The following is a 23,969-nucleotide window of genomic DNA, read 5'->3' as shown; positions in this document are numbered from 1 at the left end:
CCGGCGTAGGCGCGATAAATCACTAGCGGCTCGGGTTGCAGGGGGCGCAAGGAAATTGCGTCTCCTGCATTGTACCGGCTAGGCCGCCGACAGCGGCCGCCGGCTGAACGCCGGCTCCCACGTCGCCACCGCCTCCTCCTGCTCGACCCGAGTCACCCGGCCATCGGCCGCCTCGGCGACGACCTGACCCAGCAGCCGGACGCCCATCGGCCCCAACTCCCGCCGCCATAGGGATGCCGCGTCGTCGTCAGGGCGCACATGGCACCAGTCCTGCGCCGCGATCGGGCCGGCATCCGCCCGGTCGGTCATCCAGTACGCCGTCCCGCCGGTCACCGGCTCCCGCATGTGGATGACCCATCGGACCGCATCGCGGCCTCGGTGACGCGGCAGCAGGCTCGGGTGGTAGCCCAGCGCCCCCAGCCTTGCCCGCTGGCGGGCACGCCGGGTAATGAAGCAATGGGCATGCGCCGCGACCAGCAGGTCGACACCTTCGGGCACCCACGCCGCCGCCAGCGACGCGCCGGGGTCGCCGGTCGGAATGCCGGCGGCCACTGCCGCCGTCGCCAGCCGGTCGCCGACTGGCGCCGCTACGGCCGCCACCTCGTGGCCTTGGCTGAGCAACATCGCCAACACCTCCGTGCCCAGCCATTTCTGGCCGATCACCATGACGCGCATCAGGCGGCCTCCCCTAGGTAGCGGAAGCCCTGGACGGCGCGGAAGTGACCGCCGAAGCCGGAACCGATGGCAGACATCCGACCGCGTTCCACTGCCTTGCGCAGCTGCATCACGGACCGAGCACGGTTCTCCCCGACCAGCATGGCGCTTACCTGCGTCCAACGGGGGTCACGGCGCAGGGCGGCGCACAGGCCGGGGTGGCTGGTATGGAACAGCGTGGGGACGCGAATGCCGTGCCGGTTCTTGCCGGTCCGCCAGCGCTCGCAGACGGCCGCCAGAAAGCGAAGGCCGATGCCGGCGCCCTGCCACTCAGGCATCACCACCAGACGGCACGCGCGGGCCTCTCGCAGGCCCGGACGGGTGGACACGGCCACATGCGCAACCAGCTGGTCCTCCACCGTGGCGACGTAGTAAGTCGCAGCGATCATCGCCGGCAACCTCAGATAGTGATGCGGCTCAAACGCCGGCCACAGCCGCCGGTCCGCTTCCCGAACGTCGAAAGTGATCGGCGGCCGTCGCCGAAGACGCCTCCCGGCTTTCGCCCGCTCGAACTTCCCGGAAGCCGTGTCCAGAATCCAATCCGGTTCCACCCAATCGAGGATGTCGTAGTGGCAGGACAGGAGCACCGCCTGCCCGGCGCCGCGCCGCCAACTCTTGGCGAACGCCATCGCGCCGACGCGCGCGATTTGCCGGTCCACCACGCTGCTGAACTCATCGACCACCGCACGGGCGGGCCGTTCCGCTATCAGCCGGGCCAAGTCGGCACGGAAGCGCTCGCCGTTGGAGAGCACGTCATACGGCCGCAGCCACGCCGGCACCGAGCCGAGGCCGACCGCCGACAGCGCCGCCGGCACCGTGTCAAAGTCGCCGCCGGGGGCGATGGCATCGACGATCGGCGCGCCCTTCGGCCAGCGCGGCGCCCACATGGCGCGCGGGCCGAACAGTTGCCGCCCGAGGCTGGTCTTGCCTGAGCCGGACGGGCCGACGATGACGCCCACGGACCAGTCCGGATCATCGATGGTCAGGTCGACCTCGAGGTCGAACCGGGCGCCGCTCTCGCAGTTGAAAAGCGACTTCACGCGCGCCGCGCGGTAGCTGTCGAACTCGGCGCAGGAATGGCTAACGGCCAGCTTCATACGGTCACCACGCGCAGCTTGTTGAACCCGGCGCGCTTGAGGCGCTCGAAAGCCCGCTGCTGGGCCTGTTCGTCATCACAGACGACGACGATGCCGAACTGCTGTTTGTACCGGTAGCCATTGCGACCCGGCGTCTTGCCGGCGGCGCGCGGCGCCGGCCCCTTCTTGCTCGATTGCTTCACGATCTCAGCCTTTGCGATGGGGGAAGGCCAGACTTGTCCTGCTCTCGCGAGAGCAGCAGGGTCTAGGCCAAAGCCACGCGGCTGAATCGCGTGTGTTGCGGCGGCGGGCCGGCAGTTGCCGCTGTCGTCCCGTCGCCCTGTTTCTTACGGGTGACTCAGGTTGTTTGCCACCTGCGAATTCGCGCCGCAGACCATCACACCACGCACATAAGCCTTATAGCCGGGGCCGTTGCCGAGCACCGGGTTGGCGAGGTTCTGCGCGAGCATGTTGTGCCGGATGATGTTGTTGTCCGCCGCGTAGCTCTCGGCCGCGTAGACGAACGGCGCATCCGGTGTGTCGCCGCCGCCGAATTGGCAGAAGTTGCACGCGGTGCTGCCGGCGACGCCCAGGCTGGTCGGCATGTTCTCCAGCCGTGCCGTGTGCGTCCCGGTGACGATGGCGTACCAGTCGCCGGCCGCGTCGCCGTTGCTGATAAAGCAGTTCCAGACCTCGCCCACTTCCAGCCAGAGCGGGTCGTTGGTGGTGAGGACCATCTTGCCGCCGGACGCCACGATCGAGGCGATGGTGTTGGGATTGCCCACCATCTGATAGGTGAAGGTGTTGGCGTCCACCACGGTTGGGGAGAAATAGCCGTTGTAGTCGTTCGGCGCGCCGTTGTAGCAGTGAATGAGCTGACCGGTCTGCACCGTGTGCCCGGCGCGAGTCACCGTCACCGTGGTGCCGCTGCGGGTCACGGTGGTGGGTGCTTCCTCGCGCGTGTCGGCCGGATACTCGACGATGCCGTAATTCTGCGTCCGGCCGCCGTGGTTGATCAGGCGCGGCGGGTTCACCTCGGTCCCGTTCTTCGCGTCCATGTTCAGCGGCACCGAGCCGGCCTGGGGAATGTCGGTGCAGGTGTTGCCCTCCACGATGCACCAGCGGGCGCCGTTGAGCGCGATCCCGTTGTAACCGTTGCCCGGAACGCCGTCAGTTACCGTCAGGCCATTGGACTCGCAGGTATTCCCGTTGATGCGGTGGAACTTGCCGATGACCGCGATCCCGTCGCGGCCGTTGAAAGCGCAGGTGTTGCCCTCGATGATGCAGCCCGCGTTCTCCTGAACGCTGCTGTTGGCAGGGAACGCTTCCAGAACCGCGATGCCGGCACCGAAACTGTCCATCACCCGGTTTCCCCGGATGATGTGCCGGCCGCCTTTGTTGCCGGCGGTGTAGTCGGCCGTGATGCCGTGAATGTTGGAGCCGCCGCCGGCCGCGTACCCGGCATGGACGATGGCATTATCCGCGACGATATTGGTGTGACCGTTGTGCAACCAGATAGCGGAATAGCCGCTATCGACGATCGTGTTGCCGCTGATCTCGCTCAGCGAGCAGCCGGCAACGCGGATGGCCTGATAGCCGGCAGAGTGCGCATACGTGCCCGGATAGATCTTGTTGTTGCGGCAGGCCACGTTCCAGCTGTCGATGAGCAGGATCGCGTAGTAGCCGCTATCGGTAATCACGTTTCCGGAAACGGTGATGTGGCTGGAACCGTCCACCATCGGGCCGCCGCCGTCGATCTGGTAGATGCCGTTGGCATAGCAGCGGTTGTTGATGAACTCGCCGCCCCGGCTAAAAACGAAATAGTTGGTCTCGTAGTAGGAGCCGGTGAACTCGCAGTTCTGGATCAGAAATCCCTCGACGCCACAGAAGCTAACGCCTTCGCCGGACTGTTCAACGAGATTGCCGTTGAATTTTAGGTCATGAACGACGATGTTCCGGTCGACCACGGTCTTCGGCAGGCCGATCGCGCCGCGATTGACCATCATATGCGTGGTCGCGAAGTCGCCACGCCCGTCCGTGGTGCCAGGACTCGGCAAGGTGTCGATCAGCTTGATCTCGCTGCGGCTGCCAACGCCGAAAATCCGCACGTTCGACGGCACCAGCAGGCCGGCGTAGTTACGCCGGTTCGAGGACAACGTGACCCACAGGTGGCTCGTCTCCACCGGCTTGATCATGTAGGTGCCGGCGGGAAAGAAGAGCGAGCCGCCGCCGCGCTGATGGAGCTCGTCCAATGCCTGCTGGATCGCCGCCGTGTCGTCGGTCTGACCGTCACCGCGCGCGCCGTAGACCTTGACGTTGATGACGCCTTCGTCCCGAAGGTGGCGCGGATCCATGTTGCCGTTCTCGTCCAGGCCGGGAACGCCACCCGGCGCTCCCACCACGACACGCACGTCCCGCCCGCCCTGATCGCCAGCCAGGGAGGTGTTGGACGGGTTGATCGTTTGCGGCAGATTCCGGATGTAGTCCGACATGCATCAGTCCTCGGTGGGCGCGACCATCACCGGCCACGAAATTTCATGGGGGAATCCCGCCTGCTGCGGGACTGCCCGCAGCGCCTTCCGATACTCGACCCATGCCGCACGTTCGGCCTCGGGCATCGGATAGTCGGGCAGCATCCGCGCGTCGCTGGCCTTGAGCAGGTTGTCGCGGCGGCGGCGGGCGAACTTTGCCAGTTCCTCGGCATCGGCGGCCCAGCCATCTTGCAGGGCTGGGCGGCCGCCGGCACCGATGCCGATCACCTTGCCCTCGGCTTGACCTCGTTGCAGCAGCTGGTGCTCGGCGGCGGTGATCTCGATGGCGTCATCGGGAATGTCGCGGTGGACGCCTTCGATCAGGAAACCGCGCAAGGAGGGAGAGTAAAAGTGCTTCATATGGTCAGACTCCGAGGGCGAAGAATTCACAGCCGTGCCAGCCGGTGCCGACCACGTCTGGCGTGGACATCGCCTGGATCATGGCGCGGAAGAAAGCGCGATCCTTGATGTAGAGCTCGGCGTAGTTGTCGCTCACGATGGTGGCGTTGAAGTTGATGTCCGTGAGCCAGACGCCGAAGCACTGTGCGGGGAAGGTGATCGGGAAGGAAATCGGCGGCGTCGCGCCTTCCTCTTGGAACGCCTGATACGTGCCCCATTGCATGATCAGGCCGTTGGGCAGCTTGCACCACCCATTCGCTGCCAGCGACTTGCCCGGATCCAGCGCGGCGGCAAGGCCGGCAATATCGGCGATGCCAAAGTTGTGCGTGTGGCCGGTGTTGGACTTACCAGCGAGCGCAGCAACAAGGTCCGCTTGGTTGGCGAGATTGCCGGAAATGCCACCCCACACCAACGGCGCGCCGCCGGTAGCGATCAGCGTAAGGATCGCCGCTACCACCTGCCCACGGTTCGCCTTCGACGGATTGATGCCGGCGGCCGCGAGGATCGCCATGAGCTCTTCCTGCACCATGTTGAACCAGTCCATGCCGGGAATGGTGGCCGGCTGGCCGGTCTGCGGATTGCCTTCGGTGAAGTAGCCCGGCGTGCCGGCGGCAGCAGGCGCACTCAGGGTCTGGGCTGCGGTGGGAACATCGATTCGGAACATGATCGGCCTCGGTTACGAGTTGAGGAGGATGTAGCCGCCGTCGTTGAGCAGAATCGGCGTGCCGTCGTTGAGCAGGAGGTAGGACTCGCGGCCGGTGTAGATGAAGATCAGCACCGAGTGCGCGGGCTTCAGTTCGTTGAGCCGGCATTCCAGGGACTGGTTTCCCCAGCGCGACAGCGGCTCGGCGACCGAGCTCTGTCCCACGGTCCAGAAGGTTTGAGTGACATTGGGCGCGATGACGGCCCAGACGTGCGCCCAACGCCCGTCGTTGATGGGTTCGTTGACCGCGCTATGGCCGACGCGGAACGGGTGATATTCCTGAATCTCGATCGCGTAGCCGAGTGCCTTTGCGATCTCGATGAAGTAGGCCGGCGTCTGGCCGCCCACGGCGTTGAGTTTGCTGACCAGATCCTGCCGGCGACCGAGCAGCGTCGGCCGCAGTTCGCCACTGCAATTATCCGGCAGGCCGGCGGTGCGCTCCCAATCCGGCAGCAGTTCCAGCGTGGTGCGCGGGTCCGCTTCGTCCATGACGGACTCGGCGCGCGCTTCGATGCGCGCGAACTCCTGCGCCAGACCTTCGAGCACACGCGACAACAACGCGCCGGGCGCGCGCGTCCATGCCTTGCCCAGCGGGAGCAAGGCTTGCAGCTGGCGCAGGTAGTCGCGGCCCGTCATACCCACGTAATCAGCCCGAGGACGGGAATCTGCGCAGGACCGGGCTGCACGTCCGCCGAGGGGATCTGCAGATCGTGGTCTTGCTCGCCGGCAGCCAGCGAGATCGCCTCGCGGATGTGGGTCAACGGCAGCCGGACACCGGGCGCGCCCACGCGGCGGTAAAGGTCCGCCAGTTCGGCCTGGACAGCGGCGCGCACGGCGGGCGTGTCCGGCCGCACCGAAAGACGCATGGCCACCGGCATCGGCTGCGGTGCCACGACGTAGACCTCGGCGGTTACCGGGCGGCGTTCCATGATGTAGGCGCGCACCGTCGCGATCTCGCCGGCATCCGGAATAAAATTGCCGTCGCCGTCACGCACGAAGAGCACGCCCACCGTGCCCGGCCCTTGCCACAGCGGGCGACACCATGCGCGCGTCACGCCCGGAATCTGTTTCGCCCAGGTCTCATAGTCGTAAGCCGCGCCGCCCTGCGGTGGGCGCTGGATCCGGTTGAGCAGGTTGGCGCGCAGGGATTCGTCGGATTCCAGATCGCTACCGCCGCCCAGGCCACCGGTTGCGACCTTGGCCGTGGCAGATACGCCGATGATCTGCGCGGCGACTGCGAGTGACACATTGGCGTCGGTGTTGCCGGCTGCGCCCGGCTCAACCGCTGAAACAGGCACCACGGCCTGCCCGACAGCAATGACCGCCTCGGCGGTGGTCGCGAACTCCGCGCCATCCGCCCGCATCATCCGCGTGTCCGCCGGAATCGCGATACCGTTGGTGCCAGTGAACACCACCGAGCCGGTCGCGGGTGCTGCTGGCCGGCGCCCGACGCCCCACACGCTGGCCCAACGGGCAAGGAACTCACCCTCAGCAAGGTCCGGAATGACCTGTCGTGCGAGCCAGCTGATGAAGCCATAGAGGCCGTGTGCAACGCCGGCAACGGCGCGACCGATGACGCCCAGGTTGCTCCGACGGGGAATGGCGTTGCCGCCGGTCACCCGCGAGGAAATATCCGCGAGGACGCGCTCGACGAGCTCTTTCAGGGTGGGGCGGGAAAAGGCCATCTCAGGAATTCCAGAAGGTTTCAAAGCGGTACACGACGGGGCCGCCGATCGCGCGCTCGATCGTCACGGCATAGGCCACGACCTCCGCGCGTGGAAACTCGGCCTGCACGGTGACCGACCGGGCAATGCCGTCCTCGACGAGCCAACGTAGGGATTGCTCCGCATAGCGCCGCAGCCGTTCGAGGACGGACGGCAGCTGCTTCTCGCGCGACAGCAGCCACAGCTTGGAACCGACGTGGTCGCCTTCCTGGTCGGCGTAGTCATCGCCCCACCAGCCCCGGCGGTTGGCCGAACCGTCCGGCACAACGTCGTCGCGGTCGGCAAGCCGATCGGTGAAGAGGCTCAGCACGACCGCCGTTTCGAGGCCGTCGTCGCTTTCCAGATCACCGCCTGCCAGCAACCAGTCGCAGGACTGCTCCTCGCCGACGAACACCGTCCGAATGTCCATCAGGTCATCCTCGGCAAAGGCTGCGGCGTCGCGCCGTGGGTATGCTGGTTGTAGGTCTCGCGCTGCTCCTGCATGGATCCGTTCTTGTCGCTCACGTCGCCATCGCAGGTAATTTGCCCATTGACGTGCAAGTTGCCCAGGAACTCGGCTTCCGGAGCGTCCACGCGTAGCCGCGTGCCGGCTTTCACCTCAACGATGCGCCCACGCTTGAGCAAGACGTAGTCGCCTTCGTCGGTATAGAGCGCGACTTCACCCGGTTTCAGATCGCGCTTCCGGTAGCGCCGGTCGTCGGTGGCCACCACCACCATGTGGGAGCGCGACCCGCCCACCGCTACGGCGATTGCCTCGGCGCCATCGCGCGGCACGCTGGTGAATCCATACTCCTGGAATCGCTCCACACTGGCGCGCGCTTCGTCGTCCAGCATCGTTACCTGATTGCCCTGGACTTTCAGGGCGTCGTCGACCAGCCGGATCACCGCGCGGCTGATCATCAGACGGACCTTGCTCATCATCGGAAAACGTCCTCCGCGTCGTCCGACTTGCGGCCACGGCGGGCGGGCGCCTTGCGCTTCGCCGGCATTTCAATCATCGAGTAAGCCTCGCGCGGGGTAAGCACCATCTGGCAGCGCTGGCCGCCTTCATCCAGCAGGTACTCGACATCACGAATCAGTAGTTCCCGATCAATCCGTAGCACCTCGTCATAGACCTGCGCGAGCGTGTTCTTCCGCCATACGCCCCCGGCGTGCTTCCAGCCCTGCACGGTGCATTCGATGGTCAGACCGCGCGCCGCGCGCACGGTTGCCTCCCATTTCGCGCGGCGCTGGAAGCCGGCAATGTCGCCCTGGTCTTCGTCAATGACGATCAGCGGGCGGTGCCGAGTGATACCGGCGTCCGCCGCCCTCGCCCTGACGGCCGCGGCCGCTTCGCCGTAGGCGTCATCGGTGCCGGCCATCTGTCCCTTCACGATGTATTCGCTGAACCGGTCGCCCTGATCGTTGCGGCTGCGCATGGAAAGCACGTTGTCACCCGTGCGTAGGGCGGTGGGAACCTTCGTGGTGCCCGGCTTGCCAATCACGAGGGCGCCTTGCCCGTCGCTGGTCAGGAGCACGCCCCGCTGCCGGGAAGCGCGTTCCAGCGTGCTAAAGACCGTTTCGCCCGGCTCAATTGTCCACACCGGGAACGGCGCACCGATGTCGCCCTCGACGATGACGCGGATGTTGAAGGGCTTGACCAGATCGCGGGCGATGACGTCCAGACGGGCATTGCGCCATTCCCCTTTCGCATGGACCGCCGAGCAGTCCACGAGGTCGGCGGTGCTGTCCCGGCCGGTCACGCTCAGGTCGTGCGCGTGCCCATCGTGGCCGTGGTCGATGGAATCGACATAGCCGGTGATGATGGCCTCGCCATCGATGCGCAGCCGGGCGAAGGCGCCCTCGGGGATGACCAAGGGGCTGCTCTGTTCCGGCCAGCGCTCCGACAACCCGAGCGTGTACTGGCCGGACATATCTTCCAGGCTGGTGCTGGCTTGAACGCTCTTCCAGCCGCCGAAGGCGGTTCCGCCGATGTCCAGTGTGATCTCAGCCATCGACCAGCACCTCCAGCGTCACGCCGCCCGGCACGAAGCCCGGATGACGAATGCGGTTGCGCTCGGCCAGTTCCAGATCGCGGCCGGAATCCTGATACAGGGTCCACGCCAGCACGACCGCCGGCATCGTCGCCGGCATCGGGTACGACGCCACGCGGGCCAGATTCGCCCCACGCGCGTCCAGGTCGCGCACGACCGCAGCGCGCAGGTCGGACAGCGCGTGATACAGCGCGTCCTCCTGCGTGACTTCGGCGATCGCGTCGATCTGGTCCGTGATGGCGTCGCGCAGGGTCACGGCCTGGTTGTAGTCGGTGAAGACGGTCCGGGACAGCGCAACGGCGGCCTCAGCCACGGCGGCACCGCGCATCAGTTCGAGCATCGTGTCCCGGTTGCGCGCCTGCGCCCGCGTGCTGGGCGTGGTGGGCGGGACGAAGGTCTGCCCGGCCTGGAAGCCTCCGAGCGTCTGTAGCGCGCGCGTGGCGTCTCTGGCGGGCAATGCAAGCCGCAGCGAGCGGACGATGCCGATCACGCTTTCGGCCATCGCCAGAGGCGCGCGCAGCTTCCCGGCCAATCCCGAATTGAGCGAGGAAACCAGCGCCAGCACGTCGCCCCGGTCGATGGCCTGGGCGATCGGCGCGACGACGGCGCGTACCTCCGACAGCCAGTCCTGCGCCCTCAGCAGCGCGTCATCGCTTGCCCATGCCGGCAGGCCACTCAGGTCGAAGATCGACGCGAAGCGCTCGCGTAGCGTTTCCTGCGCGTCCTCGGCGCGCTCTTCCACAACGTCCGCCGTTGCGGCCTGCGCGCTGGGGAATCGGGCATCCCCGGTTTCCACACATGAAAACTGAATCCGGCAGCAGCCACCCTCTGCGGTGCTGGTCTCGATGTCCACGCCGTAGCTGATGCTCACCTGCATCTCGCCGTACTGCGGGTGAACCAGTTTTCCGCTGCCGGCTTCCTCGACGGCCGCGATCAGCGCATCCCGGCGCTCCATGTAATCGGAGCCAACGATGATGGCGCGGATCTGGAGCTCGCGCGCGCGGCGGCCGAGATCTTCGACGAACGGCACGTCGCGGAAGGGGAACTCGTGCAGGACGGTTCTGCGCCCGAAGGTCGCGCGCTCGTCGAGCACCTCGAATGGAACGCCCCGGAACGACGCCGGCAGCAGCTGGTCGCGCCACGCCATTACGAGTCACCCATCACGCGGCCGCGCCGATAGCGCCGGCTCGGCCCGCTGGTTCCGGAAGTGCGCACATTGCCGACGCCGGAAGCGCCGCCAACGGATACCGAAACGCGGTCATCGCGGACATTGATGTTCAGGTCGACCTTTCCCTGCTGCGCCTGGAACTGGCGGAAGAAATCGGTGGTGGCGGAGATCCCGGCGCCACGGTTCACGCGATCACCCAGCCAGCCCCGAAAGCCTCCCGGCATGGGGCCACGGCCCTGCTGCGCGGCTGCGGCTTCGGCGCCGGCATTGCCGCCGTACATGGCGAACGCGAGCGGCACGGTGGCCACGGTGGCGAACCTGCCCAGGCCGGTCGCGGCGCCGGCCAAGCGGCGGCGCAACAAGCCACCGACCGTGGTCGTGGCGCGTCCGCCGGCAGCGGTGGTGCCGCCGGCCACGATCGGGGACATGCCGCCGCCCGCGCCGCCGCCGAACACGCCGGGCGCGGCGCCGACGACAAACACGGGTGTAGCGGCACCCACGTTCTCCAGGGCTTGGCCCATCGCCACGCCGGTTCCCAGCGTCGCGGCGCCGCCGGACAGGCGGCCGAGCAAGCCCTTGCCCAGCCGCCCGCCGGCATAGAGCGCGGCGAGGCTGATGCCGCCAGCCAGGGCCATCTCACCGCCGGACATTTCCAGCCCGCCCTTTTCCTTACTGCGCAGCGCCCAGTCGGTCAACCGGGTGAATGCGTTGTTGATCGGCTTGGCGAAGCGATCGGCGGCTTCGATCAGGTTGGCCTTGAGCCGACCCGAAGCACTGACCGCATTGTTGATGGCGTTCGGCAAGTCGCGCTCGATGGTGCCGGTCGCGCCGCGAATGTCGGCGGTGAAGGTGCTGATCTTGGACAGCGCGCTACCACTGAGCAGAGCGCGCAGACCTTTGATCGTGTCCAGGTCCGCATTACCGAAAGCACGGGAAAGGAAGCCCTCGCGCTGGGCGTCGGTCTTCATCCCATCCATGATCTTTTTCATGTCGGCCAGAATCACCAGCGGATCACGCCGGCCGCCGGCATTGTCGAAAAATCGCACGCCGGTCGCCTTCTGCGCGTCCTTCATGTATTTGGCATTGGTGAACAGCCGCAGCGTGCTATCGGCCAGCGTCGCCAAGCGCTCGGGCTGGCGCTCGATCATGGAAAGCCCTTCGATGAAGGCGAGCGTCGACTCGAACCCGAAACCCGCGCCCCGCGCGTTCATGCCCACGCGGGAAAAGATGCTGCCGAGGTTCTCCAGTTCGGCATTGCCCTTGCGGCCGGCGACGGTCATCTTGTCGAGCAGTTCCAGCGCTTTGCCCGGCTTGGCGAGATCGAAGTCGAAGGCGGTCGACGCGACGCCCAGGGCGCCGGCAAGCGTGTCCGCTTGCGCGCCGGTCACCGCCATTGCCTTGCCGACGCCATTGATGGTCGAGCGCGCTTCATCCCACCGCATGCCCGATGCGATGAGGACATCGACACCCGCCTGGAGATCGGCGACGGCTTCGCCGGTCCCCTGCGCCAGCTGGTGAAGTTCCCCACGCAATCCGGCGATCTGCCCCTTCGTTGCATCGGCGGTTTGCCCCGTCCGCGCCAGGGCTTGATCCATCCGCGCCGACCGCCGCAGTTCGTTGGCAAAGGAGACGCCGGCCCCGATGCCTGCCAGCTTTCCGGTGGTGGAAGCCATGAATCCGCGAAGTTCGGCGAATTCCCGCTTTACACCGGCAACGAAGCCGCGCGTGTCCGCACGGCTTCGGCTCAATCCTTCGGACCACTTGCGCGAGTCCAGTTGCAGGCGGGCGGCGAGAGTCAGATTGCTATTCATCGGGCGTCAGAATCTCGACGTAACTTTGGAATTCGGCCAACGGGAGGGCGCGGATTGTTTCTCGGCTCCAGCCGGTGTACTTGGCGATCAGCAGCTCGGCTCGGTGGAGCGTTTCTAGGCGGGCTGCTCGCCTTCCCCCAGGTTTTCGGCCTCATCCCGCTTGTCCAGGAGCAAGCGCAGATCGCCGGGGTGCAGCTTGCCCAGCATGGACAGCGTGAACGGCCCCTCGAAACTCCCGATCCGCACCAGCTGCCGCACGGCCAGCGACGTGCGGAACGTGATGAACCGGGTCGAATCGGGGCAATCCACTTCCGCCTCGAAATAGTCCGACGCGGTAGGGGCGCGAAGCACGAATTCCTTATGCACCGTTTCGCCGACCTTGAGGCCGCGCTTGAAAGTGCCGCTGACGCGGATGTCTTCGCCGGACATCAGCCGATCTCCTCTGCGGCCGGGCCCTCGAACACGAAGCGCGCGGTGCCGGCGCCAGAGTCCACGACGGGCGTCTCGACGGACCACGCATTCCGGATGGACCAGTTCTGGCCGGTATCGGCCTCGAAGGTGATGGTGGCGTCTTCGACGTGCAGGTCTTCGACGCGCGTGCCGCCCTTGATGGAGACGGTGCATTCCAGGCGGGACTGTTTTTCGGCCTCGGTGAAACCAAGGACGGCATTGGCGCCGACCTGCGACGTGCGGGTCGTACCGCCGATGTCCAGCGTTGCGCCCGGCATCGTTTCGAGCGTCACGCCGCCCATCTTGATCTTCGCCTTGCCGAGGCGCTTCAGGGGATTTGCCATTGTGGACTCCGTTACTTGATGAACTGGATGAGGCCGGCGAAGGTGCGCAGCTGGTTGACCAGATCCGGCGGGATGAGGGCGTCGACACGATCGCGATCGGCCGCGTTCCGCTCGACGACGAGATCCGCCTTGAACTGGTCGAAGTTCTCGACCAGCCCTTCGGCCTCCAACTCGCGGAACAGATGGATCAGTTCCCCACGGATGAGGCTGGGCGTGGCGACCGCCTGACCCGGCGCGAACGCCGTTCCATCATTCGCCAGCTTGTGACGCGGGAACCGCTGCGCGATGCGGGTACGGATCGCGAGGCGGATGTACGCCAGCGTGCGCACCGTTTCGATGTTCAGATAGGACTCGTCGGGATTGCCCGTCGCGTCCTCCTGGTAGGTGGTGATCAGGCGTTCGACCCGGACCATGCCGCCGGCATCGAGCGTGTGCGTGCTGATGCCATCGAAGAGCAGCAGGTTGCGCTCGGCCTCGTCGAAGCGGTCCGCGATGGCGGCCGGCAGCAGGCCGGGCAGCGCGAGCGTTTGGCGCGGACGCGCCGGATCAGTCTCGGTGGCGTCCACGGCCGCCGTGGTGGCCGCCCACAGCCAGGGCGGGCTCGGCGACTTGCCGGCGCCCATGATGGTCAGGTGCGGGCTGTTGCGGGAGTCGCCCAAGGTCACCAGCGCGGCATGGGTGCCGGTCGCGCCCACGAAGGCATGTCCCTCCTTCTGCGCCATCGGCCCCCAACGCCGCGCCAGTTCGGCCTCCATTGCGGCCAGATTCGTGGCATCGGTGAAGCCCAGGGCGATCGTGTGGTACTGCTCGTCCGCCATCGCGGCAATCGCGGCAGTGATGTCCGGATTGCCTGCGCCGCCCCCCATCGCGGCGATGGTCAGGCCGAGCCCGGTCGGCAGGGATTCACCGACGTTGTAGCTATGGCGCACGTCGATGGAGTTGCCGATGACGCCCTTGTGCCGGGCAGTCAGGGTGACGGCGCTACCGACCACGGCCGCCGTCACCGGCAGCTGCGTCACGGCGTTGATAGCTGCGCCGATCGCGGTTGCAATGCTGGCGGTGGTGGCGCCGGCCGCGACGCCCACCTGGATGCGCGTGCCGGCGACGTAGAGCGCCAGAACGCCGGAGGCGGTCGGGGCGTTTGCGACGGTGATCGTACCCGTCGCCGCGACACCGGCCTCGAGGTCGTCCAGCGCGATCACAGTCAGATCCAGACGACGATTGACGGCCTTAACCGCCGCCACCATCGCGGCGGCCTGCGAGCCGCGGCCGAATGCTTCCTCGGCCGCTGCCGTCGACAGGATCGGCGTGGGCACGTTCGCCGCCACCACGCCGACCGCGAGGCGCATGCCGATGATCAGCATCTTGTGCTGGACGATCGGAAGACCGCGCGAGGCTTGGCTGTTGTCGAATTCCAGGTACTGGCCCGGCGTGCGCAGGTTCAGGGGAATCAGGTTGAATGAAATCACTTCTCGGTCTCCTGCGTGGTGGGCTTGGTGGTCTTGGCCTTCGGCGGTGCGCCTTCGGCCACGTCACCGTCATCAATGCGGCGCTGCCAGTAGGCGTCGCGCGCGACCTCTTCACCTTCCGGGGGCAGCGGGCGCCGGGTTTCCGGATTGATGACGCGGAGGCCGCGTGCGGGAATGAGGTACAGCCGGATTTGTGCCATCGGTTACTGCTCCAGGTTGGTGATGTCCGACGCCAGAACCCGGCCATCCTTCGGCGCGGGATCGATGTCGTCGTGGAAGGTGCGGAAGGTGCCCAGGTCGGGTTGTTCCCCGTTCTCTGGTGTCACGAACATGGGCAGGGAAAACTCGACGCCATAGATGGAAGCGCCTTGCTTCTCCACCCCATCGGTAAACAGGTTCTTGATGCTGCGGAGTTTCATCTGTCCATGACCCGGCACGTCGTGGTCGTGCAGCAGCGTGGTCAACACCTCGACGATCTCGTAGGCGCCGATCTCCCGCTGATCGCCGTGCCGCCGAGCGAGCTCGCCGCCGGCATGGGTGGTCACGGCAGTGAATCCCCACTGGCCCTCGATCACCGGCCGGCCCTGCTCGTCGAACGACGGATCGGCGTCACCGCCTCCGAACACGACGAACACGCCCGGCGCTTGCCGCAGAATGCGGCGGAAGGTGTCATCGTCCCAATCCGCCGGTAGGCTCTCGACCGCGCGCACCCTACGCGCGAAACGCGCCTTTATGAGCGCGACGAAATAGTCCTCGACTTCGCGGATGCTCATCCGGTGAAGTCCCCCAGCGTGCGGCGATCGAACACGGTCGGACCGGAACTGAATTCCGGAAGGTCCGTGCCGGTCGGCGTCTGGCCGCCCGGATCCACGCCGATGCTCACTTCGTCGGCGGCGACCTTCGTCAGAAAGTCCAGGCCAGCCTTGTATCGCCGCACCACGTCATCCGTGGCGCGGTCGTCGTACAGGTGATAACGGGCAATGTCGCACGCTACGCGCTTGAGCACGGTCGGCACGGTCGGAAGCGGCAGCTGGAACCGCTTTGCCAGATAGGCGTCGATCTCCGCGTCAGCATCAGCCAGCTTCGCGGCCACCACCGGCACGTTGATCGTGCCGGTGTTGTCGCGATCGCTCAGCTGGATGACCTCGGTTTCACCGAAGCGCTCGACCAGGTCGTTTTGCGTGGCGTAAGGCATCGTGGCCGCCGATTACTCGATGAAGGTTCCGGACGCCGGGTCGAACGGCGACACGTCGAACTCACGGAACTCGACCGGCTTGATGACGCCCTCGCGCAGGTAAGGCGTCAGCGCCTCCAGCGCATCCGGGTTCCCGATGATGTTCATGCCGGGCTTCATCACCACGCCCTGGTACTTGAACGGTGTCACCACGTCGAAGATCGGACGCTCCCCCAGATTCGGCGGCCGCTTGGCGTCATCGAAGGGATTGCGCGACTCCGTGGCCGTGCCCCCGCCGAGGGCTTCCTGCGCTCCCTGGCCGCCCTCGGCGTTGGTGCCGCCGCCGGCATCCTTTTCGGCATCGGCGGCGTCGCTCGCGGTGGTATTCGTTGCGCCGGCATTGGCCTCGGCGGCGGCGGCCTGCATTCCTTGGCCGCCGCCGAGTTCCGCACTTCCTTCGCTGGCGTTGGTGTTGGTGTTGTCGGCGGCGTCGGCCGGCGGTTGGCTGGCGGTCGCCTGAGTGGCGCCCTGGTTGTCTTTTGCCTGCGGCGCGGCGGGCGCGCGGCTGGCGGCATTCGTGCGGTTCCGGGACATGCGGTGCTCCTGGGAAAAGTTGGGGCGACGCGGCTAGGCCGCGCCGCCCCGGTGGTGCCGGATAGCCGGCGGCGTGACGATGCGGCGGATTAGGCCGGCGGCGCGCCCGCGCCCTGGATCAGATAGCCGGCGGTCATACCGGAGAGGACCGGGGTCTGGTCGCTGGCCACCGGATAGACCCACGAACGCGTGCCGCGATCGTTGTAGGGCTCTTCGACCGAAGGCATGCCTTCGATGAGGTAGCTGTAGCCGTAGCTCGGCTCTTCCATGTTGCCCATGCCATCGCCGGAACCCTGCGCGACGTAGGCAACGACCACGTCATCGCCCCACACGTTGCTGAACGCATCGTTCGGGCCGGTCGCGGCCTTCGCGCCGCCCACCACGATGTTCTCGACGTCCCACAGCGCCTTGAGGAGTTCGATGGTCACCGAGTCGCGCGAGGTGTGCTTGATGCGGTCGATGATCTTCGGATTCAGCTTGCAGGCATTGAACGCGGAGCGGGAAAGCAGAACGGTGTTGCCCTCGATGCCGATGCTGTCGCCGATCGCTTCCATGCCCAGCTGGACGTCCTTGTTCGGATCGCTGGTGTCGCTCTTCCAGCGGTCACCAGCCAGCAGCGCCACCTTGTGGTCGTTGTCGTACTTGGTCGCATCACGCGCGATCTGGGCGCAGTCATACTCGTGCCCGAGTTCCATCGCGGCGAGCACCACGTTGACCGCGCGCGAGCCCAGGTTGATGCCGGGCACCGCGTCGGCATCCTTCAGGTGCTCCCACGGGACTTGGCCCTCCAACGCGGACGGGGTGATGGCGTAGGGCTCACCCGCATAGCCCAGATTGATGCGCTTGACGGTCGAGCCGGGGGCGCGCTTGGCGTTGTAGAGGCGGAACGCCTCCTTGCCGAAGGTCAGCACCTTGCCGCCGTAGGCGGTGACGGGAGCGCGCGGGAACAGCGAATAGCCCACGTTGCCGGGGCGGCGGTAGCCGCGCGCGTGCTCCGACAGAATCGGATCGACGACGCGGACCTGGGCGGAATTCTGAGACATGCGGTTTTCCTTGGATGATTGGGATCAGGTAGTGCGGTACTGCGTTGGGAGTCGGCGCGTCAGTTCTGGATGAGCAGGACTTCGATGCGGTCGCCATCGGCGGAGGCCGCCTGGAGCGCTCGCGCGACGGTGATGCCTGCGTTCTTGGTGACCGCCTTACCGGCCGCGCCAACTTCGATGGCGGCTCCCTTCGCAATGGCGCCGCCGGCCGTGACGATGGCGGTGCCGATGGCATTGACGGTGAAGATCTGGCCGATGGCCGCGTCGGTTTCGGAGGCGCCCAGGGCGTTGCCGGCGGGAGCGGCCGGCGCGCCGGCAGCAGATACGAAACGCTCCTGCAGGACGGCAGCGGTGGCGGCGATGGACAGGGCGAGCAGCGTGGTTTTCTGAGTCATGGGTTCGTTCTCTTGGGCGCGATGGCCGTGGTGTGTGGATTAGCCGCCGACCGCCTGGACTGCATCCAGCCAGGACGTGTTCGGATGTTCCTTCTGGTACGCCTTGGCCTTGGCGTGCAGCTGCGCCTTGTCGGCATGCACGTGCGCGCCGTTCGGTGCCGCGAACTCGACCGATTCCAGGTGCTCGCCGCCGCCGCCGGAGCGTTCGGAAAAGCTGATCTGCGCGGGACGCTCGGAGAGCAATTCCCGCAGCAGGGCGACCGGCGGCTTCTCCACGCGATCGTCCCCTTCGCCGAAGGACACGGACGTATCGGCGGGCTGCAACAGCAGCAGCTCGACGGCGGCCGCCTTTTGCTTGGGAAGCAACTTGCCGTCCTTGACCAGCCCTTCGGCGAACTCGGCCGCCTCAGTGCGGCGCGCGGCGAGCGCATGGGCGGCGATCCGCTGTTCGGCGGCGGCCACGGCATCCTCGCGCTGTTTCAGAGCGGTATCGCGCTCGGCGAAGTCGTTGGGTTCTTTCGACACGGCAGGTTCCTCGGTTGGCTCGGTGAAAGTGGATGCGGAATCGGGCTGGCCGGCTTCGTTCAGCGAATCGATCATCCAGCGCGGCAAGACTTCGTCGGCCTTGTCCAGACCCTTCTCGTCGATCAGCCAGTCGCGGAACCTCTGGAAGAGGTCGGAAGCGGTGCGGAAGCCCCAGCGGCGATCAGACAGCGCGAACTCAACGACGCCGTCGTCGTCTGCGGCGAACTCGTAGTGCTTGAGCCCCTTCACGGCCGGCGGCGTCGCGCCCAGCCAGCCGACATGCTTGAGGTAGAACTTGCCCGGCGTCGGATTGGACGGAGATTCGGGGTGGTAGAAAGAAGCGCTGCGGTTCTTGAAACGGCCGGCGTTGCGCATCTCGTTGAACTGCGGTTCGACCTGTTCTTCCTCGACGTAGAGGGAATCACCCTGGACGACGACGCGGCTCACCCAGCCATAGGCGGGGTCATCGGTCTTCGGGTGCCCGACCACGAGCGGCGCCTGCGACAATTGCGGATCGTAGGACTGCGCGATCGCCTGGAGATCGGCGGCAGAGAAATCGTGGACGTGGCCTTTCGAGTCACGGCGCCGGCCGGCGCGGAAAATCTCGATGAGGCGGGGCTTGTTGGGAACAGCGGCGGGCTTGGTCATGGCCGCCATCTTTTTCGATGTTCGGCCGTGCGTCTTGGAAACGAGTTTCCAGACCCATCGACACGCGCGCGATGTCAGTCGATGGCGGAGATCAACCTAGCACACCAGCAGCGCGCTTTCGTTCGGGCATCAATCGAACAGAAAACGGTGTCTGACACTTCCGCGCCCCGGCGCGGGCGTCGTCGTACCGCAAAGGGGGGTCATCGGCCTCAAATCGCCGCGCGTTTAACGCGCCCCCGGCGCTGCGTGTTGGCGCAGGATGGCGAGGATGCGCGCGCGGTCGTTGTCGGTGAAGCCGAAGATCTCGCGCCGTGGCATGAACATCAGGCGGGCGAACGATTTGACGGCGACCGCCTTCACCGACATGCCGCCTTCCCACCGCGTGCGCCGCATGCGGCGGTGCGCCCGCACGTTGACAATCTTCCGGACCCCGTAATGGTGCGCCTTCGCGTAGATCACGTTCGTGCCAACTTCGGCGTAGGCGGCCCCGGCGCGCCATGTGATGGAGCGGAACAGACGGTTCGTATCCCGCAAGGTCTGGCCGCCTTGCTCCTCAGCACGCCGGCTCGGCCACCAGCGGGAGCCGTCTGGTGCTTCGCCGCGTGCGAACCGCAGCTGCGTGCTGGTCTTCATGAACCGCGCCACGGCGGCCATCGCGCGCGGCGCGTTGCCGTTGGTGGCGATGTCCAGGCGGCGCAGTTCCGCCAGCACCGCCGCATCGTTGATGTCGATGCGCGGCTCCATTACTGGCCCCTGAGCGCGGCTTGCTTGGTGGCCAGCGTCTCGTCTAGATGAGATTTCCGATCGGCGCCGGGGTTGTAGTCCCAGCCCGGATCAATGCCCAGGGGAACCTGCATCACTTCGCCCGTTCGCTTGTTGACCCACTCGCGACGCTTCACCGGAGGCGCCTTGTCCGGCGCCTTGCCCATCGCGTGCAAGTCTTCACCCGACAGCTGGATCACCGAGCACCGGCAATTCCATCCGTTCGGCGGCCGATGTGTACGCCACCACGGATCGTCCCAGCGCAGCGCGATTCCATTCCAGGCGCGGTGCTGCTCCCGCGTCCGGTTGTCGTCGACGGCGTCGTACATGAGGAACGGTGCATCCTCGGCCGTCTGTTCGATCTGCGCCCATTCGCCTGCCGAGTAGGCGGTCATCAGGTTGGTGCGAAAGATGGTTTGAAGTCGGCGCGGGCTGCCCAACTGGACGAGCTCGCGCCGCTGCGTGGCCGGGTCTACCTGTTCCCGCACGCCCCACCATCCTGCCTTGACCAATCGCGGGATGATCGCTTCCTTGAATTGCGCCAGCGTCTGGCCTTCGGCAATGGCCTGATCGACCGCATCACGAACGTCGGCCAGCAGATCCACGTCGGCCATCTTGGCAACCGTAAAGGCCGCCTCATGCTCGACGGTCCAGACGTCTTTCCAGCTGAAACTCGTGCGCAACCCTTTGCGCCGAAAGAAGCGGATGGCCTCCTCCGGTGGCAGGTCGAATCGCGCCTCCACGGCGTTGTGCCGCGCCATGTTCCTATGCCCTCAGCCGGGGAGTCCGGCCGAGCAGATGCGCGGCGAAGCCCGAGCGTGCCAGTGCATCGGCAAGATCAGAATTGGGGGGCGCGTCGGCCAGCTCGAGCACGCGCTCGCGGAACTCGGCCAAGTCCCCGGATTCATCCAGCAGCGTTTGAAGCTCAGTCACACGCGGCTCGATGAAGGTCCGCCAGTCCAATCCCAGGGGCTCGGCGGCATCGATCAGCTGCGAGATTCGATTCTGCGCCTCCTCGCGTTGCAGTTCGGCCTCGACGGGTTCGGCAAACTGCGCGGGCGGCGTGTTGGCATCTTCCGGGACAGGAGGCGGTGCGGCGGCGGGTTTGGCTTCCCAATGATCGCCATAGCGCTCCTTGACGTATTCCAGGCTGGGAATGAAGCCGCAGTCGATCAGCTTCTTGTCGCGCTCGGCCGAACTGTCCAGGTCTTCGGGCTCTTCCAGCATGCGGAACACGCGCGGCGGGTCCGCGCCATCGAAATTGAACATGGTCAGCCAACGGGCCGGGCCGAGATTAAAGCTCTCGCAGACGAGATCGGAGTCGGCCTTGATGATGTCCTGCCGGACCTGCATGTGGACCTCAGCCTGCGACTGGCTGCTGCCGTCTTCCGTGGTCATGGTCTGGCCGAGCGTCGCCTTGGCGATGGCTTCATCCATCGTGTCATGCAGAACCTTGTAGTCGGCCGTTCCGCTGCGGGCGGCTTCGAGGAACTCGGCCTCCATGCCCTTCGGAAGAATGATCCCGCTGTCGGTCTGGATAGCCCGCAGCGCGCCCAGCAGACGCTGTTTTTCTTCAGAGGTCGCGCCCGGCTCGAACTTGCCGACCGCCGTGGGCGCGGCGAACTTCTCCAGGAAGCGCATCCAGAACGCGATCCCGTTGCGCTTGAAGAATGCCGGCCAGTAAAGCCAATGCGCCAAGCCCATGCCGAACGGCTCATCATCGTGATCGGCGCCGGTGGCGAAGTGCCAGAAATACGGCTTCGGGGCCGGCTCGCCATCGTGCATGTGCTGGCGCGTGAGCAGGCGCAGTTCGCCCTCGGGAGTGAAGCTGAAACGGCGGCGGTTGCGAACCTTGATTCCGCTCCACCCCAGCAGTCCGTTGCTGTATTCCCACCGAACCTCCGCGACGCTGTACCCATAGAAGACGCCCCACAGCATCAGATCGGTGACGCGATCCCAGCCCACGGCTTGCAGGTTCTTCCTCAGATGGTCGGCGGCCTTCTTGTCCACGCGCCGATCGCTCGCCGCTTCCACTTGCCACTCTGCGCTCGTAACGGCGTTCCGGCGCTGGAGGAAGGTCGACGCAACTTGCCAGTCGCTCTTTACCTGCTCGTAGACGCGCAGGCCGGCCCCGCGTGTACGCAGGATGCCATCGGACGGCATCAGCAGCGGGCCGGTCATGGCGCGGGTGATATCCCGGCCATCGGCGGTCGAAGCAATCTCTAGCCCGATCTGCGGGCGCTCGATGTTCTCGGTCACGAGAAGAAACCTCCAAAGTCTGTGGACCCGCCGACCGTGCCGAACCCGGTATCCGTATAGCCAATCGCGGATTGCGCAAAGTCACCGGCCATCTGCCGGGAGAGTGCCGGCCCGGTGGACTGATGCTCGATCGGCGCGTACTCCAATCGAGCAACGCTGTTGGCGAGCATGAGGGCGACCGCACCGTCGCCGTGGCGCTTCCCGCCGCTCTTGCTGTTGGTGCGGAGTGTGGGAATCTTCGGCGTGCCCTTGATGACCTGGATGATCCGCAGGTCATCCATCCAGTCGCCGCTCTTGGGAAGCCCGCTCAAGGTGTCGTCCTGCAAGTCCGCTTTCAACTTCGGCATGTGCTCGGCATAGACGCCCTCGGTCATCGCCACCTGTTGAATCCGCGACCCCCACCGCTGCGCGGCGACCTCGCCCAGGTACATGCCGTTGCCGGTGGAATCGTGGGCGCCGGCCCGCAGGCGCGGGAGCCGGTCCCCGACGTAAAACAGAATCTGTCGCTGTTGCTCGAACGGCACGTTTCGGAGCTCGATGACAAACGGCGGACGGCGGCGAAGGTCCTTCTTGTTCTCGACCAGCGGAAGGAAGATGGAAAGGTCGACGTGGCGCGCGAAGTCCCAGCCATAGACAGTGCCCCGGATGGCGCTCGCCATCAGGCTGAGCCGCTCCAGATGCGGGTACACCTCCCGCGTCAGCCAGTCATTGACCTCGGCTTCGCGCAAATGCTGGCCCAGCATCTCGAACCCATCGGGGCATTTCAGTTCCAGCACCGGGGTTTCTTTGTCCATGCGGGATTCGATCAGGGCACGCGACAAGTACGCGCCGCCGCCGTTCTTTGGCACGCAATCCAGTTCCTCCTCGGCGTCCGCGCCATAGGTTTTGTAGATGTCGTCGACAAAGGATTTCTCTGCTTCCTCCGAGTACTCACGGCCGAGGCGCAGGCAGATGCGGCGATAGAGCCCTTCCTTGACGGCCTCTTGAAACGTGACCTTATGGACGCTGCCGTTTCGCTTCCCGCCCCGGATCTCTTCGATGAGTTCGTTGAACTGGTTGTCTGCGCCATCGTGGGTGGAGATGATGCGCACCTTGCCGCCCCAGATTAGGAATGCCAGGGCGGCCTTGATCAGTTCCGGCAAGTCATCGACGAAGGCCGCCTCATCGCCCACAAGCACGCCCTGCCGGCCGCGCAGTTTGCGCGGGCGGCTAGCCAGAGCCGTGATCTTGTGGCCGCTCTCCGGAAACCTGATGGTGAAGGTCTTGATGTGCTTGTCGTCCTCATCCTCATCCCAAAAGCCTTCCTCGAGCGCGCTGGCGGCATGGTTGAACGCCTTTGCCCACATGGCACACGCGCCGATGAATTCCTCGGTCATTTCCTTGTCGGTGCCGAGGTAATAGACATTCTGTCCCCCCGCCGACTTCGCGCTCGCGGCGATCAGCACGTCGTCTGCCGCTTCCGCCCAGGTCAAGCCAGTGCGGCGGCCTTTCTCGCAAACCTTCAGGGACGACTTATCCGCGATCCAGCGTTGCTGGTATGGCAGCAACACGGCCGGGACGCTGGCCCCGGCCGTGTTCGGCACCAAGTCTCGGGCGGCCACGGTCATTCGACGATGCCCAGGATCTTCGCCCGCAACTCATTGGCGGCGTCGGCACTGAGCCCGCCCGTGTTGGCAATGCGATCGACCGCCGCTGCGGCGGCCTCGGCGCGCGCCCGCACCTCCACGCCCCATTTGTTCCGGGACACGCTCGCTCGGGTGAGCGTGGCGATGTTCTTCGCGGCCTTGCCAAGGATCTCGACGCGGGTTACCGGATCCTCTTCGTCGGCCGCCTCCCGCAGGTTCATCAGCGCGTCGAAGATCTCGGTTTGAATGATGCTGATGATCGCGTTGCTGCGTTCGTCCGCATCGTCGGGCGCGGCCTGCGAGATGAGCCGCGCCGCCTCGGTGCTGGCTTTGACCGCTGCGAGCCGGCGCTCGAGCTCCTGCCCGTACTTGCCGACTGCCGACTTCCCGATTGAAAATCCGTGCTCGGTGAGCCAATCGGCGAGGCCGACGTAGCCACCGAACCCGGTTTCAATCAGGCGCTTGTCCAACTCGGCGCGGATGCTCTCCGGCAACTGCTCGATTTTGCTCCGTGGCGGCATG

The 23,969-nt window shown here is 66.1% G+C and carries 28 protein-coding genes; all 28 read right to left on the bottom strand.

Annotation, left to right across the window (positions count from 1 at the left end; translation table 11 throughout):
• Positions 1–78 precede the first annotated feature (78 nt).
• On the bottom strand, positions 79–675 hold the full coding sequence (locus ACTJI2_RS13795) for a formyltransferase family protein (RefSeq protein WP_440842501.1): 597 nt from the start codon (positions 673–675) through the stop codon (positions 79–81).
• Entirely contained in the window at positions 675–1,811 is a 1,137-nt protein-coding gene (locus tag ACTJI2_RS13790; protein WP_440842499.1) for a GNAT family N-acetyltransferase, read from the bottom strand. The genes ACTJI2_RS13795 and ACTJI2_RS13790 overlap by 1 nt, the downstream gene beginning before the upstream one ends.
• On the bottom strand, positions 1,808–1,993 hold the full coding sequence (locus ACTJI2_RS13785) for a hypothetical protein (RefSeq protein ID WP_440842497.1): 186 nt from the start codon (positions 1,991–1,993) through the stop codon (positions 1,808–1,810). The genes ACTJI2_RS13790 and ACTJI2_RS13785 overlap by 4 nt, the downstream gene beginning before the upstream one ends.
• Before the next feature lie 144 nt (positions 1,994–2,137).
• Positions 2,138–4,282: a right-handed parallel beta-helix repeat-containing protein gene (locus ACTJI2_RS13780; RefSeq protein ID WP_440842495.1), complete on the bottom strand. Its 2,145-nt coding sequence runs from the start codon at positions 4,280–4,282 to the stop codon at positions 2,138–2,140.
• Positions 4,283–4,285: 3 nt separating this feature from the next.
• Positions 4,286–4,681 (bottom strand): tail fiber assembly protein, encoded by a 396-nt coding sequence (locus tag ACTJI2_RS13775; RefSeq protein WP_440842493.1) that lies wholly within the window; start codon positions 4,679–4,681, stop codon positions 4,286–4,288.
• 4 nt (positions 4,682–4,685) lie between these two features.
• Positions 4,686–5,384 carry a gp53-like domain-containing protein gene (locus ACTJI2_RS13770; RefSeq protein ID WP_440842491.1) on the bottom strand — a complete coding sequence of 233 codons (699 nt, stop codon included), beginning with the start codon at positions 5,382–5,384 and terminating at the stop codon, positions 4,686–4,688.
• 12 nt (positions 5,385–5,396) lie between these two features.
• A complete protein-coding gene (locus ACTJI2_RS13765) occupies positions 5,397–6,059 on the bottom strand; it encodes a YmfQ family protein (RefSeq protein WP_440842489.1) in 663 nt (220 codons plus the stop codon).
• Positions 6,056–7,108, bottom strand: coding sequence for a baseplate J/gp47 family protein (locus ACTJI2_RS13760; RefSeq protein ID WP_440842487.1), 1,053 nt, complete (start codon positions 7,106–7,108; stop codon positions 6,056–6,058). The genes ACTJI2_RS13765 and ACTJI2_RS13760 overlap by 4 nt, the downstream gene beginning before the upstream one ends.
• Position 7,109: 1 nt before the next feature.
• Complete coding sequence (locus ACTJI2_RS13755) at positions 7,110–7,556, bottom strand: phage GP46 family protein (protein ID WP_440842485.1); 447 nt, start codon at positions 7,554–7,556, stop codon at positions 7,110–7,112.
• Positions 7,556–8,065, bottom strand: coding sequence for a phage baseplate assembly protein V (locus tag ACTJI2_RS13750; RefSeq protein ID WP_440842483.1), 510 nt, complete (start codon positions 8,063–8,065; stop codon positions 7,556–7,558). Before ACTJI2_RS13750 ends, ACTJI2_RS13755 begins: the two co-directional genes overlap by 1 nt.
• A complete protein-coding gene (locus tag ACTJI2_RS13745; protein WP_440842481.1) occupies positions 8,065–9,141 on the bottom strand; it encodes a phage baseplate assembly protein in 1,077 nt (358 codons plus the stop codon). The genes ACTJI2_RS13750 and ACTJI2_RS13745 overlap by 1 nt, the downstream gene beginning before the upstream one ends.
• A complete protein-coding gene (locus ACTJI2_RS13740) occupies positions 9,134–10,327 on the bottom strand; it encodes a DNA circularization protein (protein WP_440842479.1) in 1,194 nt (397 codons plus the stop codon). The genes ACTJI2_RS13745 and ACTJI2_RS13740 overlap by 8 nt, the downstream gene beginning before the upstream one ends.
• A complete protein-coding gene (locus tag ACTJI2_RS13735) occupies positions 10,327–12,159 on the bottom strand; it encodes a phage tail tape measure protein (protein WP_440842477.1) in 1,833 nt (610 codons plus the stop codon). Before ACTJI2_RS13735 ends, ACTJI2_RS13740 begins: the two co-directional genes overlap by 1 nt.
• A gap of 114 nt (positions 12,160–12,273) precedes the next feature.
• On the bottom strand, positions 12,274–12,588 hold the full coding sequence (locus ACTJI2_RS13730; RefSeq protein ID WP_440842476.1) for a hypothetical protein: 315 nt from the start codon (positions 12,586–12,588) through the stop codon (positions 12,274–12,276).
• Positions 12,588–12,953: a phage tail tube protein gene (locus ACTJI2_RS13725; RefSeq protein WP_440842475.1), complete on the bottom strand. Its 366-nt coding sequence runs from the start codon at positions 12,951–12,953 to the stop codon at positions 12,588–12,590. Before ACTJI2_RS13725 ends, ACTJI2_RS13730 begins: the two co-directional genes overlap by 1 nt.
• Positions 12,954–12,964: 11 nt before the next feature.
• Positions 12,965–14,422 carry a phage tail sheath subtilisin-like domain-containing protein gene (locus ACTJI2_RS13720; protein ID WP_440842473.1) on the bottom strand — a complete coding sequence of 486 codons (1,458 nt, stop codon included), beginning with the start codon at positions 14,420–14,422 and terminating at the stop codon, positions 12,965–12,967.
• Positions 14,419–14,622, bottom strand: coding sequence for a DUF2635 domain-containing protein (locus tag ACTJI2_RS13715; RefSeq protein WP_440842472.1), 204 nt, complete (start codon positions 14,620–14,622; stop codon positions 14,419–14,421). The genes ACTJI2_RS13720 and ACTJI2_RS13715 overlap by 4 nt, the downstream gene beginning before the upstream one ends.
• Positions 14,623–14,625: 3 nt before the next feature.
• Positions 14,626–15,195 (bottom strand): phage protein Gp37, encoded by a 570-nt coding sequence (locus ACTJI2_RS13710; protein ID WP_440842470.1) that lies wholly within the window; start codon positions 15,193–15,195, stop codon positions 14,626–14,628.
• Positions 15,192–15,617, bottom strand: a complete 426-nt coding sequence (locus ACTJI2_RS13705) for a gp436 family protein (RefSeq protein WP_440842468.1) — start codon at positions 15,615–15,617, stop codon at positions 15,192–15,194. Before ACTJI2_RS13705 ends, ACTJI2_RS13710 begins: the two co-directional genes overlap by 4 nt.
• A 12-nt stretch (positions 15,618–15,629) precedes the next feature.
• On the bottom strand, positions 15,630–16,190 hold the full coding sequence (locus tag ACTJI2_RS13700) for a hypothetical protein (protein ID WP_440842466.1): 561 nt from the start codon (positions 16,188–16,190) through the stop codon (positions 15,630–15,632).
• Positions 16,191–16,279: 89 nt separating this feature from the next.
• Complete coding sequence (locus ACTJI2_RS13695; protein ID WP_440842465.1) at positions 16,280–17,233, bottom strand: hypothetical protein; 954 nt, start codon at positions 17,231–17,233, stop codon at positions 16,280–16,282.
• A gap of 59 nt (positions 17,234–17,292) precedes the next feature.
• Positions 17,293–17,628 carry a capsid cement protein gene (locus ACTJI2_RS13690; RefSeq protein WP_440842464.1) on the bottom strand — a complete coding sequence of 112 codons (336 nt, stop codon included), beginning with the start codon at positions 17,626–17,628 and terminating at the stop codon, positions 17,293–17,295.
• A gap of 39 nt (positions 17,629–17,667) precedes the next feature.
• Entirely contained in the window at positions 17,668–18,801 is a 1,134-nt protein-coding gene (locus ACTJI2_RS13685) for a hypothetical protein (protein ID WP_440842463.1), read from the bottom strand.
• A gap of 225 nt (positions 18,802–19,026) precedes the next feature.
• Complete coding sequence (locus ACTJI2_RS13680; protein WP_440842462.1) at positions 19,027–19,545, bottom strand: phage virion morphogenesis protein; 519 nt, start codon at positions 19,543–19,545, stop codon at positions 19,027–19,029.
• Positions 19,545–20,324 (bottom strand): phage head morphogenesis protein, encoded by a 780-nt coding sequence (locus ACTJI2_RS13675; protein WP_440842461.1) that lies wholly within the window; start codon positions 20,322–20,324, stop codon positions 19,545–19,547. Before ACTJI2_RS13675 ends, ACTJI2_RS13680 begins: the two co-directional genes overlap by 1 nt.
• A 4-nt stretch (positions 20,325–20,328) precedes the next feature.
• Entirely contained in the window at positions 20,329–21,822 is a 1,494-nt protein-coding gene (locus ACTJI2_RS13670; RefSeq protein ID WP_440842460.1) for a DUF935 domain-containing protein, read from the bottom strand.
• Positions 21,819–23,429: a hypothetical protein gene (locus ACTJI2_RS13665; protein WP_440842459.1), complete on the bottom strand. Its 1,611-nt coding sequence runs from the start codon at positions 23,427–23,429 to the stop codon at positions 21,819–21,821. Before ACTJI2_RS13665 ends, ACTJI2_RS13670 begins: the two co-directional genes overlap by 4 nt.
• Positions 23,426–23,968, bottom strand: a complete 543-nt coding sequence (locus tag ACTJI2_RS13660; protein ID WP_440842457.1) for a DUF3486 family protein — start codon at positions 23,966–23,968, stop codon at positions 23,426–23,428. Before ACTJI2_RS13660 ends, ACTJI2_RS13665 begins: the two co-directional genes overlap by 4 nt.
• Between the last annotated feature and the right edge of the window lies 1 nt (position 23,969).

It is taken from the genome of Pseudoxanthomonas sp. 22568, from assembly GCF_052044485.1.
Classification (GTDB): domain Bacteria; phylum Pseudomonadota; class Gammaproteobacteria; order Xanthomonadales; family Xanthomonadaceae; genus Pseudoxanthomonas_A; species Pseudoxanthomonas_A beigongshangi.
This window is presented reverse-complemented; position numbering and strand designations above follow the sequence as displayed.

Bases quoted from the DNA above. Each gene is read 5' to 3' on its own strand.
- ACTJI2_RS13740 (WP_440842479.1), bottom strand. From the start codon at position 10,327: ATGGCGTGGCGCGACCAGCTGCTGCCGGCGTCGTTCCGGGGCGTTCCA.
- ACTJI2_RS13690 (WP_440842464.1), bottom strand. From the start codon at position 17,628: ATGACTCAGAAAACCACGCTGCTCGCCCTGTCCATCGCCGCCACCGCT.
- ACTJI2_RS13765 (WP_440842489.1), bottom strand. From the start codon at position 6,059: ATGACGGGCCGCGACTACCTGCGCCAGCTGCAAGCCTTGCTCCCGCTG.
- ACTJI2_RS13755 (WP_440842485.1), bottom strand. From the start codon at position 7,556: ATGGACATTCGGACGGTGTTCGTCGGCGAGGAGCAGTCCTGCGACTGG.
- ACTJI2_RS13775 (WP_440842493.1), bottom strand. From the start codon at position 4,681: ATGAAGCACTTTTACTCTCCCTCCTTGCGCGGTTTCCTGATCGAAGGC.
- ACTJI2_RS13665 (WP_440842459.1), bottom strand. From the start codon at position 23,429: ATGACCGTGGCCGCCCGAGACTTGGTGCCGAACACGGCCGGGGCCAGC.
- ACTJI2_RS13680 (WP_440842462.1), bottom strand. From the start codon at position 19,545: ATGGAGCCGCGCATCGACATCAACGATGCGGCGGTGCTGGCGGAACTG.
- ACTJI2_RS13795 (WP_440842501.1), bottom strand. From the start codon at position 675: ATGCGCGTCATGGTGATCGGCCAGAAATGGCTGGGCACGGAGGTGTTG.
- ACTJI2_RS13710 (WP_440842470.1), bottom strand. From the start codon at position 15,195: ATGAGCATCCGCGAAGTCGAGGACTATTTCGTCGCGCTCATAAAGGCG.
- ACTJI2_RS13730 (WP_440842476.1), bottom strand. From the start codon at position 12,588: ATGTCCGGCGAAGACATCCGCGTCAGCGGCACTTTCAAGCGCGGCCTC.
- ACTJI2_RS13760 (WP_440842487.1), bottom strand. From the start codon at position 7,108: ATGGCCTTTTCCCGCCCCACCCTGAAAGAGCTCGTCGAGCGCGTCCTC.
- ACTJI2_RS13790 (WP_440842499.1), bottom strand. From the start codon at position 1,811: ATGAAGCTGGCCGTTAGCCATTCCTGCGCCGAGTTCGACAGCTACCGC.
- ACTJI2_RS13725 (WP_440842475.1), bottom strand. From the start codon at position 12,953: ATGGCAAATCCCCTGAAGCGCCTCGGCAAGGCGAAGATCAAGATGGGC.
- ACTJI2_RS13715 (WP_440842472.1), bottom strand. From the start codon at position 14,622: ATGGCACAAATCCGGCTGTACCTCATTCCCGCACGCGGCCTCCGCGTC.
- ACTJI2_RS13780 (WP_440842495.1), bottom strand. From the start codon at position 4,282: ATGTCGGACTACATCCGGAATCTGCCGCAAACGATCAACCCGTCCAAC.
- ACTJI2_RS13700 (WP_440842466.1), bottom strand. From the start codon at position 16,190: ATGTCCCGGAACCGCACGAATGCCGCCAGCCGCGCGCCCGCCGCGCCG.
- ACTJI2_RS13745 (WP_440842481.1), bottom strand. From the start codon at position 9,141: ATGGCTGAGATCACACTGGACATCGGCGGAACCGCCTTCGGCGGCTGG.
- ACTJI2_RS13735 (WP_440842477.1), bottom strand. From the start codon at position 12,159: ATGAATAGCAATCTGACTCTCGCCGCCCGCCTGCAACTGGACTCGCGC.
- ACTJI2_RS13695 (WP_440842465.1), bottom strand. From the start codon at position 17,233: ATGTCTCAGAATTCCGCCCAGGTCCGCGTCGTCGATCCGATTCTGTCG.
- ACTJI2_RS13675 (WP_440842461.1), bottom strand. From the start codon at position 20,324: ATGGCGCGGCACAACGCCGTGGAGGCGCGATTCGACCTGCCACCGGAG.
- ACTJI2_RS13685 (WP_440842463.1), bottom strand. From the start codon at position 18,801: ATGACCAAGCCCGCCGCTGTTCCCAACAAGCCCCGCCTCATCGAGATT.
- ACTJI2_RS13770 (WP_440842491.1), bottom strand. From the start codon at position 5,384: ATGTTCCGAATCGATGTTCCCACCGCAGCCCAGACCCTGAGTGCGCCT.
- ACTJI2_RS13660 (WP_440842457.1), bottom strand. From the start codon at position 23,968: ATGCCGCCACGGAGCAAAATCGAGCAGTTGCCGGAGAGCATCCGCGCC.
- ACTJI2_RS13705 (WP_440842468.1), bottom strand. From the start codon at position 15,617: ATGCCTTACGCCACGCAAAACGACCTGGTCGAGCGCTTCGGTGAAACC.
- ACTJI2_RS13750 (WP_440842483.1), bottom strand. From the start codon at position 8,065: ATGAGCAAGGTCCGTCTGATGATCAGCCGCGCGGTGATCCGGCTGGTC.